This window comes from Streptomyces sp. NRRL S-455 (genome assembly GCF_000717875.1).
In the GTDB taxonomy this organism is placed as follows: Bacteria; Actinomycetota; Actinomycetes; order Streptomycetales; family Streptomycetaceae; genus Streptomyces.
Genome location: NZ_JOCT01000009.1, coordinates 117,815 through 134,980, shown reverse-complemented (window position 1 = coordinate 134,980; position 17,166 = coordinate 117,815). Strand labels below are relative to the sequence as shown.

General features: G+C 72.9%; 15 protein-coding genes. 7 read left to right on the top strand and 8 right to left on the bottom strand.

Annotated elements, in window-relative coordinates:
• Positions 1–5 precede the first annotated feature (5 nt).
• Positions 6–584: a TetR family transcriptional regulator gene (locus tag IE97_RS0113720; RefSeq protein ID WP_030237726.1), complete on the bottom strand. Its 579-nt coding sequence runs from the start codon at positions 582–584 to the stop codon at positions 6–8.
• A 143-nt stretch (positions 585–727) separates the two neighbouring features.
• On the opposite strand from IE97_RS0113720, the gene IE97_RS0113715 reads away from it, so the two are divergent.
• Positions 728–1,933, top strand: coding sequence for an MFS transporter (locus IE97_RS0113715; RefSeq protein ID WP_030237723.1), 1,206 nt, complete (start codon positions 728–730; stop codon positions 1,931–1,933).
• 98 nt (positions 1,934–2,031) lie between these two features.
• Here IE97_RS0113715 and IE97_RS0113710 read toward each other — a convergent pair whose 3' ends face one another.
• The 5 genes from IE97_RS0113710 to IE97_RS0113690 form a co-directional block, all read right to left on the bottom strand.
• A complete protein-coding gene (locus IE97_RS0113710; RefSeq protein WP_030237720.1) occupies positions 2,032–3,708 on the bottom strand; it encodes a long-chain fatty acid--CoA ligase in 1,677 nt (558 codons plus the stop codon).
• A 125-nt stretch (positions 3,709–3,833) separates the two neighbouring features.
• Positions 3,834–4,394: a SigE family RNA polymerase sigma factor gene (locus tag IE97_RS0113705; protein ID WP_030237717.1), complete on the bottom strand. Its 561-nt coding sequence runs from the start codon at positions 4,392–4,394 to the stop codon at positions 3,834–3,836.
• Between the two features lie 132 nt (positions 4,395–4,526).
• Positions 4,527–5,699, bottom strand: a complete 1,173-nt coding sequence (locus tag IE97_RS0113700; protein ID WP_030237713.1) for a lipid-transfer protein — start codon at positions 5,697–5,699, stop codon at positions 4,527–4,529.
• Positions 5,696–6,115, bottom strand: a complete 420-nt coding sequence (locus IE97_RS0113695) for a MaoC family dehydratase (protein ID WP_030237709.1) — start codon at positions 6,113–6,115, stop codon at positions 5,696–5,698. The genes IE97_RS0113700 and IE97_RS0113695 overlap by 4 nt, the downstream gene beginning before the upstream one ends.
• Positions 6,112–7,083: a bifunctional MaoC family dehydratase N-terminal/OB-fold nucleic acid binding domain-containing protein gene (locus IE97_RS0113690; RefSeq protein WP_030237706.1), complete on the bottom strand. Its 972-nt coding sequence runs from the start codon at positions 7,081–7,083 to the stop codon at positions 6,112–6,114. Before IE97_RS0113690 ends, IE97_RS0113695 begins: the two co-directional genes overlap by 4 nt.
• Positions 7,084–7,206: 123 nt before the next feature.
• Here IE97_RS0113690 and IE97_RS0113685 point away from each other — a divergent pair, with 123 nt between their 5' ends.
• The 4 genes from IE97_RS0113685 (at position 7,207) to IE97_RS0113670 (ending at position 9,953) form a co-directional block, all read left to right on the top strand.
• Complete coding sequence (locus IE97_RS0113685) at positions 7,207–8,073, top strand: bifunctional DNA primase/polymerase (protein ID WP_030237703.1); 867 nt, start codon at positions 7,207–7,209, stop codon at positions 8,071–8,073.
• 107 nt (positions 8,074–8,180) lie between these two features.
• Positions 8,181–8,621: a hypothetical protein gene (locus tag IE97_RS0113680; RefSeq protein ID WP_037844301.1), complete on the top strand. Its 441-nt coding sequence runs from the start codon at positions 8,181–8,183 to the stop codon at positions 8,619–8,621.
• Positions 8,622–8,630: 9 nt separating this feature from the next.
• Entirely contained in the window at positions 8,631–9,170 is a 540-nt protein-coding gene (locus IE97_RS0113675) for a DinB family protein (protein ID WP_030237698.1), read from the top strand.
• 210 nt (positions 9,171–9,380) lie between these two features.
• On the top strand, positions 9,381–9,953 hold the full coding sequence (locus IE97_RS0113670) for a GNAT family N-acetyltransferase (protein WP_030237696.1): 573 nt from the start codon (positions 9,381–9,383) through the stop codon (positions 9,951–9,953).
• 164 nt (positions 9,954–10,117) lie between these two features.
• Here the strand turns inward: IE97_RS0113670 and IE97_RS0113665 are convergent, their stop codons facing one another.
• The gene (locus tag IE97_RS0113665; protein ID WP_030237691.1) at positions 10,118–14,272 is read right to left on the bottom strand and encodes a WD40 repeat domain-containing protein; all 4,155 of its coding nucleotides are present in this window, start codon (positions 14,270–14,272) and stop codon (positions 10,118–10,120) included.
• A gap of 367 nt (positions 14,273–14,639) precedes the next feature.
• Between IE97_RS0113665 and IE97_RS0113660 the strand changes: the two genes are divergently transcribed.
• On the top strand, positions 14,640–15,104 hold the full coding sequence (locus tag IE97_RS0113660) for a hypothetical protein (RefSeq protein WP_037837159.1): 465 nt from the start codon (positions 14,640–14,642) through the stop codon (positions 15,102–15,104).
• A gap of 26 nt (positions 15,105–15,130) precedes the next feature.
• A complete protein-coding gene (locus tag IE97_RS0113655) occupies positions 15,131–15,892 on the top strand; it encodes a PIG-L deacetylase family protein (RefSeq protein WP_030237685.1) in 762 nt (253 codons plus the stop codon).
• Between the two features lie 13 nt (positions 15,893–15,905).
• Here IE97_RS0113655 and IE97_RS0113650 read toward each other — a convergent pair whose 3' ends face one another.
• Positions 15,906–16,661 carry a glycosyltransferase family 2 protein gene (locus IE97_RS0113650; protein WP_051704953.1) on the bottom strand — a complete coding sequence of 252 codons (756 nt, stop codon included), beginning with the start codon at positions 16,659–16,661 and terminating at the stop codon, positions 15,906–15,908.
• Positions 16,662–17,166: the final 505 nt, after the last annotated feature.

Here is a 17,166-nt window from a genome sequence, read left to right as displayed (position 1 = left end):
GATCGCTAGCGTGCCGTCAGGCGGCACGCCGCCTCCTTGACCGAGGTGCGCAGGCGGTCCCGGTCGGGCTCCCCGTCGCCGACCAGGATGCGCCGCATCTGCGGGACGACGGCGGTCCAGTTGGCCAGGGCGGTCAGCAGGAACAGCAGGTCGGCCGCCGGGATGGCGTCGGTGACGACGCCCCGGTTCTGGCCGTCCTGGAGGGCGGCGACCTTGCGGGCGTAGTGCTCCTGGCGGTCGGACTCGTGGGGCAGTTCGGTGCTGCCGTACTCCAGGCCCTCCCAGAAGAGCAGGCGCAGCAGCTCCGGGTGGGCCGCGTGGTAGTCCATCAGGCGGTCGATCCAGCTCTCGATGTCGTCCGGGTCGACGGGGACGGCCTCGGCGAGGTGGAGCATCTTCTTCTCGAGGACGATCGCGAACAGCTCCGCCTTGTTGCCGAAGTAGGCGTAGATCAGCTGCTTGTTGGCCTTCGCCTCGGCGGCGATGCGGTCGATGCGGGCGCCGGCGATGCCGTGCCGGGCGAACTCGGCGACCGCCGCCTCGAAGATCCGTGCCTTGGTGGCCTCGGGGTCCCTTGCTCCCATGGGAAGAGGGTAGCGCGCCGAGGTAACCAACTGTTTGGTTGACAGGAATGGCCGGGCAGCCCAGACTGTTCACCCCTCAGCCAACCAACCAGTTAGTTGTTAGAGCTGGCTCCAACGAGTCGACTTCAAGGAGTCCTCCTCCCATGCCGTCAGCGACCAAGACCACGGCCCGCCCGGCCGGCACGACTCCCGGGCGCCGGTCCCGTACGCCCGCCCCGGGTCTCTTCCTCACCCTGATCGCCGTGTGCAGCGCGGTCACCGCCGCCAACATCTACCTCGCCGCGCCGCTGCTCTCGCTCATGGCCCGCGACTTCGGCTCCACCCCCTCGGCCGTTGCCTGGATCGCCTCGGTCGCCCAGCTCGGCTACGCGGTCGGCCTGCTGTTCTTCGCCCCGCTCGGCGACAGCGCGAACCGGCGCCGGCTGGTCGCGGGGCTGACGATGGTCACCGCCGTGGCGCTGGCCGCGAGCGCGACCGCCCCGGGTGTCACCGCCCTGGCGGTCGCGATGTTCGTCGCCTCGGCCGCGACCGTCATCCCCCAGCTGCTCGTCCCGCTGGTCGCCGAACGCGCCCCCGCCGATCGGCGGGCCCGGCATGTCGCGGCCGTCATCGCGGGCCTGTTCGCCGGCATCGTCGCGGCCCGGGTGCTGGGCGGTCTCGCCGGCCAGGCCTTCGGCTGGCGGTGGGTGTTCGGGGGCGCGGCCGTGCTCACCCTCGTGCTGGGACTGGCGACGGCCCTGGTCCTGCCGTCGCAGCGGCGGCGGGAAGGCCCCCTGTTCGCCGGTCTCGCCGCCCTGCCCTCGGTGCTACGCCACTCGCCCGACCTGTGGCGGGCCTGCGTGCGGCAGGCCGGGATGTTCGGCGCGTGGAGCGCGCTGTGGACCTCGCTCGCCCTGCTGCTGACCGGGCCGGAGTACGGGCTGTCCACCGCGACCGCCGGGCTCTTCGGGCTGTTCGGTCTGACGGCGAGTGCGGTGGCGCCGCTGGCCGGCGGGCTCGTGGACCGGTTCGGGGCGGCGCGGGTCGTGCGGTCGGCGTATCTGCTGGCCGCTGTTTCGGTGCCGCTGTTCTGGCTGGGCGGGCACCTGCTGATCGCGCTGTTCGCCGCCGCCATCGCGGTCCACGCGGCGCTGGTCGCGTCCCATGTCGCCAACCAGACCCTCGCCCTGACGGCGACCTCCACGCCCGCCACGGCCAACACCGCCTACGTGGTCGCCGGTTTCGCGGGCGGCGCCGGCGCGTCGGCCCTCGCGGGTTACGCCTTCAGCCACTTCGGCTGGGGCGGGGTGTGCGGGGTGGCCGGGGTGTGGCTGCTGCTGGGGTGGGGGGTGACCGCCGTACGCCGGTGACGCGGTGGGCTTCGGCCGCCGTACGCCCGCCCCAGCGCGGGTGTCGGCACGGTCGCCGTACGCCGGTGGCGAAGGCGTACGGCGGTACCCGGTCCCGGTCAGAGCCGGGTGATGTCCAGCTCTCCCTCCGCGTAAAGCCTGCGCAGCACCTTCTTGTCGAACTTGCCGACGCTCGTCTTCGGAACCGCCTCGATGACCGTCCAGCGTTCCGGGAGCTGCCACTTGGCGATCTTGCCGTCGTCGGCGAGGAAGGCGCGCAGGGTCTCGAAGGTGGCGGTGGAGCCCTCCTTGAGGACGACCGTGGCCAGGGGGCGCTCGCCCCACTTCTCGTCGGGGACGGCGACGACGGCCGCCTCGGCGACCTCGGGGTGGGCCATGAGCGCGTTCTCCAGCTCCACCGATGAGATCCACTCGCCGCCGGACTTGATGACGTCCTTGGCGCGGTCGGTGAGGGTGAGGTAGCCGTCGGGGGAGATGGTCCCGACGTCGCCGGTCTTGAGCCAGCCGTCGTCGCTGAACTTGTCGGCGGGGCGGAGGGGTTCGGCGTCCGGGCCGTTGTAGTAGGCGCCGGCGATCCAGGGGCCGCGTACCTCCAGTTCGCCGGCCGACTCGCCGTCCCAGGGCAGGCGTTCGCCGCCGGGGCCGCTCAGGCGGGCCTCGACACCGGCCGGGAAGCGGCCCTGGGTGAGGCGGTAGGCGAACTCCTCCTCCGTGCCGGCTACACCGGCCGGGGGACGGGCGATGGTGCCGAGCGGGGAGGTCTCCGTCATGCCCCAGGCGTGGCAGACCCGCATGCCCAGCTTGTCGAAGGCCTCCATCAGGGACGGCGGACAGGCCGAGCCGCCGATGGTCACCTGGGTGAGGGAGGAGACGTCGCGGGGGTGCGCGGTCAGCTCGGCGAGCAGGCCCTGCCAGATGGTCGGGACGGCGGCGGCGTGGGTGGGCTTCTCGGCCTCGATCATCGCGGCGAGCGGGGCCGGCTGCAGGAAGCGGTCCGGCATCAGCATGTTCACGCCGGTCATGAAGGTGGCGTGCGGCAGGCCCCAGGCGTTCACGTGGAACTGGGGGACGACGACCAGTGAGGTGTCCTGGTCCGTCAGGCCCATCGACTGGGCCATGTTGACCTGCATGGAGTGCAGGTAGATGGAGCGGTGGCTGTAGACCACGCCCTTGGGGTCGCCGGTGGTGCCGGAGGTGTAGCACATGGCGGCGGCCTGGCGTTCGTCCAGCTCGGGCCAGTCGTACGAGGTCGGCTTGCCGGCGATCAGGTCCTCGTACTCGTGCACGCGGGCGGTCGCGTCCGCGAGCAGGGAGCGGTCCCCGGGGCCGGTGACGACGACGTGTTCGACCGTCTTCAGGTGCGGCAGCAGCGGGGCGAGCAGGGGGAGCAGCGAACCGTTGGCGATGATCACGCGGTCGGCGGCGTGGTGGACGATCCAGGCCAGCTGCTCGGGCGGGAGGCGGAGGTTCAGGGTGTGCAGGACCGCGCCCATGGACGGGATCGCGAAGTAGGCCTCGACGTGCTCCGCGTTGTTCCAGGCGAGCGTCGCGACGCGCTCGTCGCCGGTGACGCCGAGGTCGTCCCGCAGCGCGTGGGCCAGCTGGGCCGCGCGGGCGCCGATCTCGGCGAAGGAGCGGCGGTGCGGCTCGTCCTCACCGGTCCAGGTGGTCACCTGTGACGTCCCGTGGATCGTCGACCCGTGGGTCAGGATCCTGGAGATCAACAGTGGTACGTCCTGCATGGTGCTCAGCACGGCGTCCTCCCGGGGCGACATTGCCTACGCGGTGGTAAGGGCTGCGCTGATTCTGCGCACATACCGCGCGGTATGTCACTAGGACCGGGCGATCGATCAGGTCACGACGTGCGACGTGATCGCTCAGGATCGAGCGACATGTTCGCTCACTGGCGGACAAATCCCAGCTCAGAGTCGTCGCGGAGCTTGCTCAGCGCGCGGGAGACGGCCGACTTCACGGTGCCCACGGAGACGCCGAGCACTTCGGCCGTCTGGGCCTCGCTGAGGTCCTCGTAGTACCTGAGGACGACCATCGCCCGCTGCCGGGCCGGCAGTCGCATGATCGCCCGCCACATCGCGTCGCGCAGCGCCTGCCGCTCGGCCGGGTCGTCGCCGCCCGGCACCGGCTCCGGCTCGGGCAGCTCGTCGCAGGCGAACTCGTCGACCTTCCGCTTGCGCCACTGCGAGGTCCGCGTGTTCACCAGCGCCCGGCGCACGTAGCCGTCGACGGCACGGTGGTCCTCGATGCGCTCCCAGGCGACGTACGTCTTGGCCAGCGCGGTCTGCAGCAGGTCCTCCGCGTCGCTCGGGTTGCCGGTGAGGGAGCGGGCGGTCCGCAGCAGCACCGGCTGGCGTGCCCTGACGTACGACGAGAACGACGGGTAGGGCAGGGTCTGCGTCGCTGGTGCAGCGGCCTTCGACGCGCTGGTGCAGACGAGTGTGGTCATGGCTCAACGCTATGAGCGGGGCACGTCCGGCGGATCGGCCGCAGGTGCCGAAGCGGGGTCCCCCTCAGGTTGTAGGGGTAGGGGTCGCCGCACCTCCTGTAGGTGGAGCGGAGGGCCCGGAGTACTGCGGGTTCACCCCTGAGGGTCAGCGGTCAGTACGAGCCCTGACGTTGGCACGCCCGTCCCCGCCGTCACCAGGACCCGCTCCGCTCCCGGTATCCGGTTCACCGCCGTGCCCCTGATCTGCCGGACGGCCTCCGCCACGCCGTTCATCCCGTGCAGGTACGCCTCCCCGAGCTGCCCGCCGTGGGTGTTGAGCGGCAGGCGCTCCTCGGCCACGAAGTCCGGCGCCTCGCCGGGGCCGCAGAAGCCGAACTCCTCCAGCTGCATCAGCACGAACGGGGTGAAGTGGTCGTAGAGGATCGCCACGTCGATGTCGGCCGGCGCGAGCCCTGAGGACCGCCAGAGCTGCCGGGCCACGACCGCGCTCTCGGGCAGGCCGGTCAGGTCGTCCCGGTAGAAGCTGGTCATCTGCTCCTGAGCGCGTCCCGCCCCCTGGGCGGCCGCCGCGATGACGGCGGGCGGACGGGGCAGGTCGCGGGCCCGCTCCACGGAGGTGACCACGAGCGCCTGCCCGCCGTCCGTCTCCTGGCAGCAGTCCAGCAGCCGCAGCGGCTCCACGATCCAGCGGGACGCGGCGTGGTCGGCCAGGGTGATGGGCCTGCCGTGGAAGTAGGCCGCCGGGTTGGTCGCCGCGTAGGCGCGGCCGGCCACGGCCACGTGCCCGAAGGCCTGTGCCGTCAGCCCGTACGTGTGCAGGTACCGCTGGGCCGCCATCGCCACCCATGAGGCCGGGGTGAGCAGGCCGAACGGCAGCTGCCAGCCGAGCGCCGCACCCTCCGCCGACGGCTCCCGGCGCCGCACCCCGGAGCCGAAGCGGCGGCCCGAGCGCTCGTTGAACGCCCGGTAGCAGACGACCACGTCGGCCACGCCCGCGGCGATCGCCAGGGCCGCCTGCTGGACGGTGGCACAGGCCGCGCCGCCGCCGTAGTGGATCCGGGAGAAGAAGGAGAGCTCGCCGATGCCCGCCGCCTGGGCCACGGCGATCTCGGGGCTGGTGTCCATGGTGAAGGTGACCATGCCGTCCACGTCGGCCGGACCGAGGCCCGCGTCGTCCAGGGCCGCGCGCACCGCCTCGACGGCCAGGCGGAGCTCGCTGCGGCCGGAGTCCTTGGAGAACTCGGTGGCGCCGATGCCGGCGATGGCGGCCCGCCCGCCGAGGGTGTCGCGCCGGCGCAGGCTCATGCCGGGTCTCCTTCCGGGATCGGCACCGTCACCGTTTCCGGAACCGAGACCGTCACCGTGCCGGTGACGTGCCGGCCGATGCCGTTCTCGCCGACGACCCGGACCGTCACCGTGTCACCGTCGACCGCCTCGACGGTGCCGGTCAGCACCATCGTGTCGCCCGGGTGATTGGGAGCGCCGAGCCGGATGGCGACCCGGCGCAGCACGGCCCGGGGTCCGAAATGGTCGGTGATGTAGCGGCCGACCAGGCCGTTGGTGGTGAGGATGTTCATGAAGATGTCGGGGGAGCCCTTCCGCCGGGCGAGCTCCGGGTCGTGGTGCACGTCCTGGTAGTCCCGGGAGGCGATCGCCCCGGCGACGATCAGGGTGCGGGTGACCGGGATCTCCAGGGGCGGGAGCCGGTCGCCGGGGTTCACGGGGCCACCCCCTGGAAGACGGGCAGCACCAGTTCGTCGTCGTACCGCCGGAAGGTGAGCCGCACCGGCATGCCGATCCGCACCTTGTCGTACGGCACCCCCACCACGTTGCTGACGATCCGCACGCCCTCGGCGAGCTCGATCAGGCCGACCGCGTACGGAGGCTCGAAGGCCGGGAAGGGCGGATGGTGCATGACGACGTACGAGTAGACCGTGCCCTCGCCGCTCGCCGCCACGGTGTCCCACTGCGCGCAGCCGCAGCTGTTGCAGCCGGGCAGCCAGGGAAAACGCAGGGTGCCGCAGCCGGTGCAGCGCTGGATCAGCAGCTCGTGGCGGGCCACGCCCTCCCAGAAGCCGGCGTTGTCCCGGTTGATCACGGGACGGGGGCGGCGCTCCTCCGGGCGGCGTTCCTCCGGGCGGCGCTCCTTTGGTCGGCGTTCCTCCGGGCGGCGTTGCTCCGGGATCCGCGGCCGGCGTGCGGGGGCGTACTTGAGGATGCGGAAGCGGTGGGTTCCGGCGAGTTCGCCGTCCGCCCTGATGTCCGTACGGGTCGTGACGAAGTAGCCCGCTCCCAGCTTCGTGGTCTTGCGCTCCGACACCGACTCGATCACCGAGTCGAAGGTGATCTCGTCCCCGGGGCGCAGGGGGCGGACGTACTCCTGCTCGCAGTCGGTGGCGACGACCGCGCCATGACCCGACTCATCGAGCAGGCGCAGCAGTTCGTCGTAGGCGGCGGTGCGTTCCGGGCGGCCGGTGAGGCCGGCCATCGTCCATGCCTGGAGCATGGTGGGGGGAGCGATGGCGTCCGGTCCGGCGTACGCCGGGTTGGTGTCGCCCATGGCCTCGCACCAGTGCCTGATCATCGGCTCGTTGACGGGGTCCCGGCCGACCCCGGTGGCTGCGGGGCGGCCCTCGTAGGCCTTCAGCCGCGCCTCGAACTCCTCGTGCACCTCCGGCTCACCACTCACGTTTCTGACTGTCCGTCAGATCGACTGCGCCGTCAAGGCGTCGCACCCCGGGGGCGCGAGAACGCCCGCGCGTCACAACCGCTCCCTCTTTCCTTTTTCGAACGCGTGTACGAAAATGGAGGCATGGCCACCACCGACCGGCAGGCCACGACGCTGGCCCTCGCGCACGCCCTGTCAGCCGCCGAACGCGGACTGGCCGTCATCCCCCTGTCCCGCACCAAGCTTCCGGCGCTCCGCTCCCCCCACCGCGACGACCCCGCCCCCTCCCCCTGCCACGGCGAGTGCGGCCGCCTCGGCCACGGGGTGTACGACGCCTCCAGCGACCCCGCCCGCATCCGGGAGCTGTTCGCCGCCGCGCCCTGGGCGACCGGCTACGGCATCGCCTGCGGACTGCCCCCGCACCATCTGATCGGCCTCGACCTGGACGTGAAGACCGGCACGGACGCCTCGGCCGCCCTGCGCGAGCTGGCCCTGCGGCACCTGTTCACGATCCCGCCGACGGTGGTCGTATTGACCCCGTCCGGCGGTCGGCACCTGTGGCTGAGCGGCCCGCCCGAGCTGGTCGTCCCCAACTCGGCGGGGCGGCTCGCCCCCGGCATCGACATCCGGGGCGCCGGCGGCTACCTCGTCGGCCCCGGCTCCCGCACCGGCCAGGGCGTGTACGCCGCGGCCCCGGGGACCGCGCACCTGGCTCCCGCCCCCTGCCCACGCTCCCTTCTGCGCCTGCTGATCCCGCCGCCCCGTGCCCACCACCCCGCGCCCGCGTCGGCCGGCGGACACGGCCAGGGCCTGGTCGAGTTCGTCCTCGCCGCGCACGAGGGCCAGCGCAACACCCGGCTGTTCTGGGCGGCCTGCCGGGCCTACGAGGACGGCATCGGCCCCGCGCTCGCGGTCGCCCTGGTCGACGCCGCGGTCGACACCGGACTGTCCGCACGCGAGGCCCGGGCCACGATCGCGTCGGCGGCACGGATGACGGGGCACCGGCCGTGACGGGGGCCGGGCGACGCCCGTGCCCCGGAAGGAAGACCATGCCCCGCCCCTGAAGGAACCAGGACGATCGAAAGACCCTGATGCAACACCGCCCCAAGGTGCCGGCCATGGCGCTCGCACGCCTCGTCCTGGCCTCCGGCCGCTCGGTGGACCTCACCGAGCTGCGGCTCTCGTCCACGTACGGCGACCTGCTGGAGGGCTATCCCTGCAAGCCGGTCAACGACCTGCGCATCCGCGGCCTGCTGCGCGCCGCCGGGCGGGCGCACCCCGGCACACCGGTCCACCTCGTGCCGCCGCCGCGTGAGTATCCCGACCAGTACCCGGGCGGCCTCGGTCCCGTCGAGGTGCTGCCCGCCGTGGCCTGTTTGGGCACGTTCCACTCCACGGCCCTCGACCCCGTCCACGACCCGGTGCTGTACCGCTCGCGCCTGGCCGTCGTCTGGTTCCAGTCCACGCCTCGCCTGCCGTCGGGCTGGGACGCGGACCCCGCACTGCGGAACCTGGACTGGGCGGGTCTGGCCCGGGACGCACGCGCGGTGCCTGCGTAGGCTCGTCCGATGAGCGTTACGCGAACCCAACTGCTGCGCTGGCAGTTCGAGTTGACCTGGTCGCTGTTCGAGTACCACCTGGAGCGGCTGGAGCCGGAGGACTTCCTCTGGGAGCCGGCGCCGCACTGCTGGACGATGCACGAGGGCCCCGACGGCACGTGGGTGCCGGACTGGGCGGAGCCCGAACCGGACCCCGTGCCGGTGCCCACCCTCGCCTGGGTGAGCTGGCACATCGGCTGGTGGTGGAGCGTCACCCTCGACCACGCGCAGGGCCGGCCGCCCCGCGACCGCACGGACGTCCGGTGGCCCGGCGCGGGCGCCGCGACCGTCGAGTGGCTGCGCGGCCTGCGCACGGAGTGGCTGACGGTCCTCGACCGCCTCACCGACACCGACCTGGACGCCACGGCACCGTTCCCGTGGCCGGACGACCCCCAGCACACCGTCGCGCACATGGCGGGCTGGGTGAACGCCGAGCTGATGAAGAACGTGAGCGAGATCGGCCAACTGCGGCTGCTGCGAGCCGCGTCGGTGCCTCGGTCCGGCGGGTAGCGGTGGACCGTGGACCGGCGTGCCGCGGTGAACCGTGGACCGGCGGGCAGCGGAGCCGAGCCGCTCGCGGAGGCGGTTCGCGGCGGCGGTCGAGCCGGGGCGAGGTCGGCAGTACGGGCTCTCGGCACACGCATCCACGCCGGGGCGGATCCACGCGAGGCCGGGGACACCCGGGCGGCGGGGCCGGGTGGGGCGTGTCATCGTGGGGGCATGACCATCGACGTTCGCCCGGCTTCGGACTTCGCGGACGTGCGCGCGGTACTCGGGCCCAAGTCGCCCGGCGCGAATGTCTGCTGGTGCCTGAGCTACCGGATCCCGTCCAAGCTCAACAAGGAGCTGCACGGACCGGCCCGTGGCGAGTACGTCGCAGGGCTGTGCCGTGCGGACCCGGCCCCGGGCGTGCTCGCCTACGACGGTGACGAACCGGTCGGCTGGGCCGCCGTCTCCCCGCGCTCGGACACCTCCTTCGCCCGCAACCGCAAGATCCCGCACGTCGACGACCTGCCCGTCTGGTCGCTGTGGTGCGTCCGGGTACGCCCCGGTCACCGGAAGCAGGGCATCTCGCACGCCCTCATCGCGGGCGCGGTCGAGTTCGCCCGCGCTCACGGAGCACCGGCCGTCGAGGCCTACCCACTCGACAACGGTGACGCCAGGGTCGACCTGACGATGGCGTACGCCGGGCTGCGGAAGAACTTCGAGCGCGCCGGCTTCACCTACGCGGCGGCGACCACCTCGGTCCTGGCCGGCCACCCCAGGATCCTGATGCGCCTCGCCCTGCGATGAGAAAACCCGACCGCTGGCGACGGGGGATGCACCAGCGGTCGGGCTATGGCCAAGGGTAACAAGCGCTTACGCGAGGAAGCCGACCGTCCGCCACTAAAGGCCATCTTGTGACTCGTATCACTCAACTCTCATGAGAGACAGCACTGTTGTGCGGGCCGGTCCCGTCAGCCGTCGCAGGGCGGATCGTACGAGAGGCGGGACAGGTACTCGTCCCAGGTATCGCGCGTCAGAACGCCCCGGGTCGTCTCGCAGACGCGGTGTGCGGCCTGGTCGACGTCGAGGTCCCAGAGCCGGACGGTGTCCGCGCCGCTCGACACCCCCAGCATGTTGCTGTTCGGGCTGAACGACAGGAAGCTGCCGCTCTTGGCGTTGAGGCTCATCGACTGACCGATCGGGGTGGCCCTGGACGGTTCGGACGCGTTCCAGAGGCGGACACTGTTGTCGTTGCCGCCGCTGGCCAGGGTGCGGCCGTCCCGGCTGAACGTGAGTGACACGACCGCTTCGGTGTGGCCGGTGAGGCTTGCGATACCGGAGGGACCGGCAGGGTCGGTGATGTTCCAGAGGCGGACCGAGTTGTCGTCGCCGCCGCTGGCCAGCGTACGGCCGTCGGGGCTGTAGGCGAGGATGTTGACGGCGCCGAGGTGGCCCTCGAGCGGTGCGCCCAACCGCTCGGCACGGCGGGGGTCGGACACCTTCCACCGGCGGATGGTGCCGTCCGCGCTCCCGCTGGCGAGGGTGCGGCCGTCCGGGCTGAAGGCCAGGGAGTTGACGTAGCCCTTGTGCCCGGTGAGCGGTGCGCCGAGCCGCCGCAGCCGCGACGGGTCGCTGACGTCCCACAGCTGGATGGTGCGGTCGTCGTAGGCGGTGGCCAGGGTGCGCCCGTCGGGACTGAAGGCCAACGCGCCCGCGAAACGGGTGCGCAGGGCGACAGCGGGCCCGTAGGGGACCGGACGGGCCGGATCGGTGAGGTTCCACAGCCGCACCGCACGGGTGCCGATCCGCACCGCGAGGGTCCGGCCGTCGGCGGAGAACGCCATGGAGTGCACGTCACCGTCCGGTTGGAACGGTGCGCCGATCGGCACCGGCCTGCCGGGCCTGCGCACGTCCCACAGCCGGATCCGTTCGTCACGCGCCGCCGTCGCGAGCACCCGGCCGTCCGGCCGGAACGCTCCGGTCCGGCCGATCATGTCCGAGGTCGGCAGCGACCACAGGCGCACCTTGTTGTCGCCCGTGCCGGTGGCGAGGGTGCGCCCGTCGGGGCTGAAGCCGAGCGCGTACATCTCGCCGCTGCTGCCCGCCAAGGGCCCGCCGACCTGTGACGGGTACGCCGGATCGGTGACGTTCCACAGGCTCGCCGTGCTGTCCTCACTGGCGGCGGCGAGCCTCTCGCCGCTCGGGCTGAAGGCCACCGACCACACGGGGCCGGTGTGGCCGGTCAGCGGCGTACCGATCTGCTTCGCCCGGCGGGGGGCGGACGTGTCCCAGAGCCGGACGGTGTCGTCCGAACCGCCGCTGGCGAGCGTACGGCCGTCGGGGCTGAACGCCACCGAGTGCACCGTGGCGGTGTGACCGGTCAGCGGCTCACCCACCGGCGTGGGACGCCTGCGGTCGGACACGTCCCAGAGCCGGACCGTGCCGTCGTCGCCACCGGCCGCCAGTGTCCGGCCGTCCGGGCTGAGCGCCACCGAGCGCACGGCGGCCGTGTGACCGGTCAGCGGCTCGCCCAGGGGCCGCGGACGCTTCGGGTCGGCCACATCCCACAGCCGGACGGTGTGATCGTCGCCGGCGGAGGCCAGCGTGCGTCCGTCCGGGCTGAAGGCGATCAGGTAGATCGTGCCGTCATGGCCGGTCAGCGGTTCGCCGAGCGGCTGCGGGCGGCCGGGATCCGTCGCGTTCCACAACCGGATCGTGCCGTCGTCGGAGGCGCTGGCGAGGGTACGGCCGTCCGGGCTGAACACCGCGCTGCTCACCCAGCTCCGGTGGCCGCCGAGCGGCTTGCCCAGGGGCTTCGGGCGGCGTGGATCGGCCACGTTCCACAGGCGTACGGTCCGGTCGTAGCTGGCCGTGGCCAGGGTGCGGCCGTCCGGGCTGAACGTCGTGAGGTAGACGGCGCCCGTGTGACCGGTCAACGGCGTGGCCAGCGGCGCGTTCACCACGGAGATCAGGCGGCTGTTCGCCCCCTCGTCGTCCGGCCGCAGCCGGTGCGCCACCAGGTCGAGCTGTGCGGACAGCGACGGATCCGTGTCCTGGACGCGATCGGCCTGGGCGAGCACCTGCTGGAACACGGCGTCGTCCCGCTGCTTCCACGCGACGACCGCCGACCCGACGGCCAGGACAGCCAGTGCGACCAGCGCCGCCACGGCGCCCCGGCTGATCCAGATGATGCGCCTGCGCAGCCTGACCGACGCGGCCAGGAACTCCACCGCGCTGCGGGTGAGGAACGTGTCGCCCGCGGATTTCGCCCACCCGTGGGCCTGTTCCAGACGGGAGCCCCGGTAGAGCAGGGAGGTGTCGCGGTTCGACTCCTCCCAGGCCCGGCCGTCCTCCTCCAGGCGCTGACGCAGCAGATTGCCCTGCCGGTCGTCGTCGATCCAGTCACGCAAGCGCGGCCAGGCGTGCAGCAGCGCCTCGTGGGTGATCTCCACGGACTCGGCGTCGAGCGTCACCAGCCGGGCCCGGACCAGCGCCTCCAGGGACTCCTCGGTCTTCCCGGGGTCGGCCGACTCCTCCGCCAGCTTGCGCCGGGTCCCGCGCCTGCGCGTGGCCTGGGTGTCCTCACCCAGCCGGACCAGCCGGAGCAGGAGCAGCCGGGCCGCGGTGCGCGCCGCCGGGTCGAGGCCGGACCAGGCCCGCTCCGCGGTCGCCGCGACCGCGCCCTGGATGCCGCCGGCCGCGCGGTAGCCGGCCAGCGTCAGCCGGCCCGCCTTCCTGCGCTGCCAGGTGGCGAGCAGGGCGTGCGAGAGGAGCGGCAGCACACCCGCGTCGTGCGCCCCGCGCGGGCCGTCGGCGCTGACCTCCCGGACGATCAGCTCCGCCAGGCCCGGTTCCAGCTCCAGGCCGACGGCCTTGGCCGGTCCCGTCACGGCCTCGCGCAGTTCAGCGGTGGTCAGCGGTCCGAGCACCATGTGCCGGTGCTGGAGCGCGTCGGCCAGTTCGGGATACCTGAGGCACTGCTCGTAGAAGTCGGCCCGGATGCCCAGCACCACGACGGCCGGAGCCGGGTCGCCGGGGCGGGCCGGTAAGCACGCGGCGTGCAGGACCTCGACGAAGGCACGCCGGTCGGCCTCGTCGGGGCAGAGGGTGAACGTCTCCTCGAACTGGTCCACGATGATGACCGGCCGCGTACCGGGAGCCGCCACACGCCGCGCCCAGGCGGAGACGGCGGCGCGGACCGCGTCCGGGGAGGGGACGGAGCGGACCGCGTCCGGGGAGGGGACGGAGCGGACCGCGTCCGAGTGCCCCACAGCGGAACCGTCGGAGTTCTCCGTCCGCGGCCCCCTCGACGCGACCGAGCCGTCGGACGTCTCCGTTCCGGTTCTCTCCCCGGCCGAGACGACGGGCCCGAGGTCGGGGATGCGCCGGGCCAGCTCCGCCAGGGGGTCACTCCCGGGCACGAGCTGCACCACCGTGCCCGCCCGGCCGTTCTCCTCGCCGTCGCCGCCGTCGCCGCCGTCGCCACCGTCGATGCCGTCGATGCCGTCATGGCGGCCCAGCGCGCCTGCCCTCAGCGCGGGCACCAGGCCGGCGTTCAGCAGTGAGGACTTCCCCGCTCCCGACGCGCCCACGAGCATGACCAGTCCGCCCCGGTCCGCCACGCCGCGGAGCTGGGCGACGAGCGCGTCCGTGCACCGTTCCCGGCCGAAGAACCAGTTGGCGTCCTCCAGGCGGTACGAGGCCAGCCCCCGGTACGGGCACACCCCGGCGGGCGCGGACGGGGCGTCGGCCGCAGGCCCCTCCTCCGCGGGGGACGCCGCGCCGCGCTCGCCGACGGGGTCGGCCACCGCGCTCTCCCACAGCCGCTGCCAGTGGCCGAGGTCGTACAGGCCCGGGGACACCGGCGTGGGCCGCGCGCGGCGCGCCTCGGGTATCAGCACGTGCAGCACGGCCGCGAGGGCGGTGAACTGAGCGGGGACGTTGCGCGCCCGCCGCCAGTCGCTGATGCGCTGCGCGGACACCCGCACGGGACGCCCGCGTTCGTCGACCCGCCGCAGGCGTACGACCGATTCGGACACGCGCTTGAGGGGCGGGTTACCGGCTTCCTTGTACAGCAGTGCGAGGCGTTCCGCGAAGGCGGTGCGTGCCCCCGAGTCGGAACCCAAGGCTCCACTCCTTCTCTTCCCACGCCTGGACGTCCGGACCGGAAAACTCACCTTATACGTCTGACCTGCGACGATACCGCCCACCCGGAACCGGGAACTCCTCGTCGGGTGCCGGAACTGGCAGGATTCCGGACCAGCAGCGCATCCATCCGGTCGGCTTCCATCGGGGTCGGTCGACGGTGGCTCCACCGTTCGGTACCGGTCCCCACGAGGGGAGGGACCGGTACCGGACGACGTGGTGATCCTCCCCTTCGGACGGCGACTTCCAACCCTGGATATCTGACGGTCCGTCAGTTACGGTCGCCTTCCCCGTGGTTCGGCCCGGACCGCCTTACCGCTTCCCGAGCGACGTACAGGGGTGAGCGCAGTGGAGACACGTCCCGAGAGTCCACAACCGCAGGGCGCGCCCCGCTGGGTGGCGATGGTCCACCGGCCGGCCGACGGCTCCTGGCGGGCAGCCGCGGAGTCACCGCACCGGCCGCCCGTGCTGTACGCCCTCGACGAGATGACCCAGACCCTGCGCGCGCGTGGAGAGGACGTCTCCTTCGCCCTGTGGGGTCCGAAGGACGGCGCGTGGCACCTGTACGACGCCCCGCCGAGGCAAGCCGCTTCACCTCAGCCGAGCCCCCAGGCCCCTGCCGGCGCACCGACCGTCCTGGCGGCCCGCATGACCGGCCGCCGCCACCAGGTCCTCATGGCCGGGCTGGGCAAGGCGGGCCTCTACGACCTCTCCCCCGAGGACGAGACGACGGTTCAGGCGCTCGTCGAACGGCTCGACGAGACCGCCGTACGCCGGGTCGCCGACTGGCTCGCCACGGCCGGGGGCCGTTAGCGGGCGCCACCGACTAGCCTCCCCCCATGTCCACACCGAGCCTGCTGGCCGTCTTCGCCCACCCCGACGACGAGTCCCTGTCGGCGGGCGGCGTACTCGCCCGGCACGCGGCGGCGGGCGCGCGCACCACGGTGGTCACGGCGACCTGGGCGCCGGACAGCCCACGCGCCGCGGAACTGGCCGAAGCACTCCGCGTCCTCGGCGCCGACAAGCCGCGCCTGCTGGGCTACGCCGACTCCCGCCTACCGCGGTCGGCCCCGGGCAGAGCGCGCTTCTGCGACGCCCCGCTCGACGAGACGGTGGGCGCACTGGTCGCGCAGATCCGGGACGTCCGCCCGGAGATCGTCGTCACGCACGACGCCTACGGCGGACTGACGGGCCACGAGGACCATGTGCACACCCACCGCGTGACCCTGCTGGCCGTCCACGCCGCCGGACTGGAACGCCTCTACCCGGAGGCCGGCGAGCCCTGGCGGCCGAAAGCCCTGTACCTGGCCACGCATCCGCACTCCGCCGTCCGGGCGTGGGCCGGACAACTGGCCCCGGTGGGCAAAGCGATGCACACCGTCCCGGACGAGCTGATCAGCGCGACCGTGGACGTGACCCCCTGGCTGGAGCGGAAGGTGGCGGCCGTGCTCGCGCACCGCACGGAGGTGGCACGCGGAGCCGCGCCGGGTCTGATCGCCGCGCTCCCCGGGCCGGAGCGGGAGCGACTGCTCGGCACGGAGTACTACATCCGCCATGACCCGGTGACGACGGCGCCGCCCCGGACGGAACTCCTGGCGTAGGCCCGCGCCCCGCTCAACCGGCCGGAAACGGCCACCGCAGCTCGGCCAACGCCCGCGCCCTGGCCTCCACGACAGCCATCCGCGCGTCCCGCTCGACCCGGTCCACATGGGCCGCCTGCCCGGTCACCTGCCCCTCCCACTTCCGGTACAGCAGCCCCACCTCCCCCGAGAACCACCCCCGGCTCACGGCGTTCAGCGCGAGCAGCAGCCCCGTGTCCTCCGACGCCGGCAGCGCCATCCAGCCGCCGAGGGCGAGCAGCAACTCCCGTCGTACGAACAGCGACGCCGGATGGACCTGGGCGAGGAAGCCGTTCGCCTTCCAGTGCTCGAGCACCGCGCCGCGTTCGATCGGCCCCTGGTCCGGGTCGCCCGGAAACCCGACCGTCGACCCGTCGGGCATGAGGTCCAGCGCACGGGACGTCGCCCACCCGAGCCCGCGGTCGCCCTCCAGCGCCGCCAGATCCCGCGCGAGGACGCCCGGCGCCAACTGGTCGTCGGCGTCCAGGACTTTCACGTACGCCCCCTCCGCATGGGCCAGCGCGATGGTCCGCGCCACTCCGGGCCCACCGGCCCTGCCCTGCCGGAACGTCACCCGCTCGTCGTCGGGCACATACGGCCGTACGTGCCTGCCCTCCCCGTCCTCCTGGATGACCCAGTGCCACTCCCAGCCCTCGGGCAGCCACTGCTCCCGCAGGGACTTGTAGGCCTCCGGCAGGAACCGGGCCGACGGGCCGTGCACAGCGGTGACGACGACGACGCGTCGGCTCACGCCGGCACTCACCCCCCTCTCTCGCCTCTTCAGAACCGTTCCCTCATGCCGCTCGGGCCCTCACCTCCGCTGCGTCCACCCGGGGCGGGGCGGCTCCAACCTACCGGCCTCGCGCGTCGCGCCGGTGCCGTGGTCCAGCTGCCAGTGCTCCCTGGGATGTGAGGGTCTGATGCCGTATCACCTCCATGGCCCTGGAGCCGGGAATGGAACCACCGGGGGCTCAGCATGCGCAGGTTGAAAGCCGCTGTCAGCGCACCAGGGTGCACAGCCCCCTCCCGACCAGCGTCACATCGCGCCATTGTCACGGGTGCCGAGGCCGCCCGCAGCTCCCATAATGTCTGCCATCGCCCCAGGGCAGAGCCGAGCAGACACGGCCCCTGGCGTCCAGGTCGTTCGTACAGTGGCGCGCTCCACGTGGACGCCAGGGAGCACGCCCGTTCCACGGTGCACCTGGTCCCGGGCTCGCTCCAGGTCCGCGACACCAAGGTCCAGATGGAGCTTGAGG

What these genes read in the sequence shown, in the direction of transcription:
- IE97_RS0113710 (WP_030237720.1), bottom strand. Translation starts at nt 3,708, where the DNA reads ATGTCGCCCCGGGAGGACGCCGTGCTGAGCACCATGCAGGACGTACCA.
- IE97_RS0113670 (WP_030237696.1), top strand. Translation starts at nt 9,381, where the DNA reads ATGACCATCGACGTTCGCCCGGCTTCGGACTTCGCGGACGTGCGCGCG.
- IE97_RS0113720 (WP_030237726.1), bottom strand. Translation starts at nt 584, where the DNA reads ATGGGAGCAAGGGACCCCGAGGCCACCAAGGCACGGATCTTCGAGGCG.
- IE97_RS0113685 (WP_030237703.1), top strand. Translation starts at nt 7,207, where the DNA reads ATGGCCACCACCGACCGGCAGGCCACGACGCTGGCCCTCGCGCACGCC.
- IE97_RS0113680 (WP_037844301.1), top strand. Translation starts at nt 8,181, where the DNA reads ATGGCGCTCGCACGCCTCGTCCTGGCCTCCGGCCGCTCGGTGGACCTC.
- IE97_RS0113655 (WP_030237685.1), top strand. Translation starts at nt 15,131, where the DNA reads ATGTCCACACCGAGCCTGCTGGCCGTCTTCGCCCACCCCGACGACGAG.
- IE97_RS0113705 (WP_030237717.1), bottom strand. Translation starts at nt 4,394, where the DNA reads ATGACCACACTCGTCTGCACCAGCGCGTCGAAGGCCGCTGCACCAGCG.
- IE97_RS0113700 (WP_030237713.1), bottom strand. Translation starts at nt 5,699, where the DNA reads ATGAGCCTGCGCCGGCGCGACACCCTCGGCGGGCGGGCCGCCATCGCC.
- IE97_RS0113675 (WP_030237698.1), top strand. Translation starts at nt 8,631, where the DNA reads ATGAGCGTTACGCGAACCCAACTGCTGCGCTGGCAGTTCGAGTTGACC.
- IE97_RS0113715 (WP_030237723.1), top strand. Translation starts at nt 728, where the DNA reads ATGCCGTCAGCGACCAAGACCACGGCCCGCCCGGCCGGCACGACTCCC.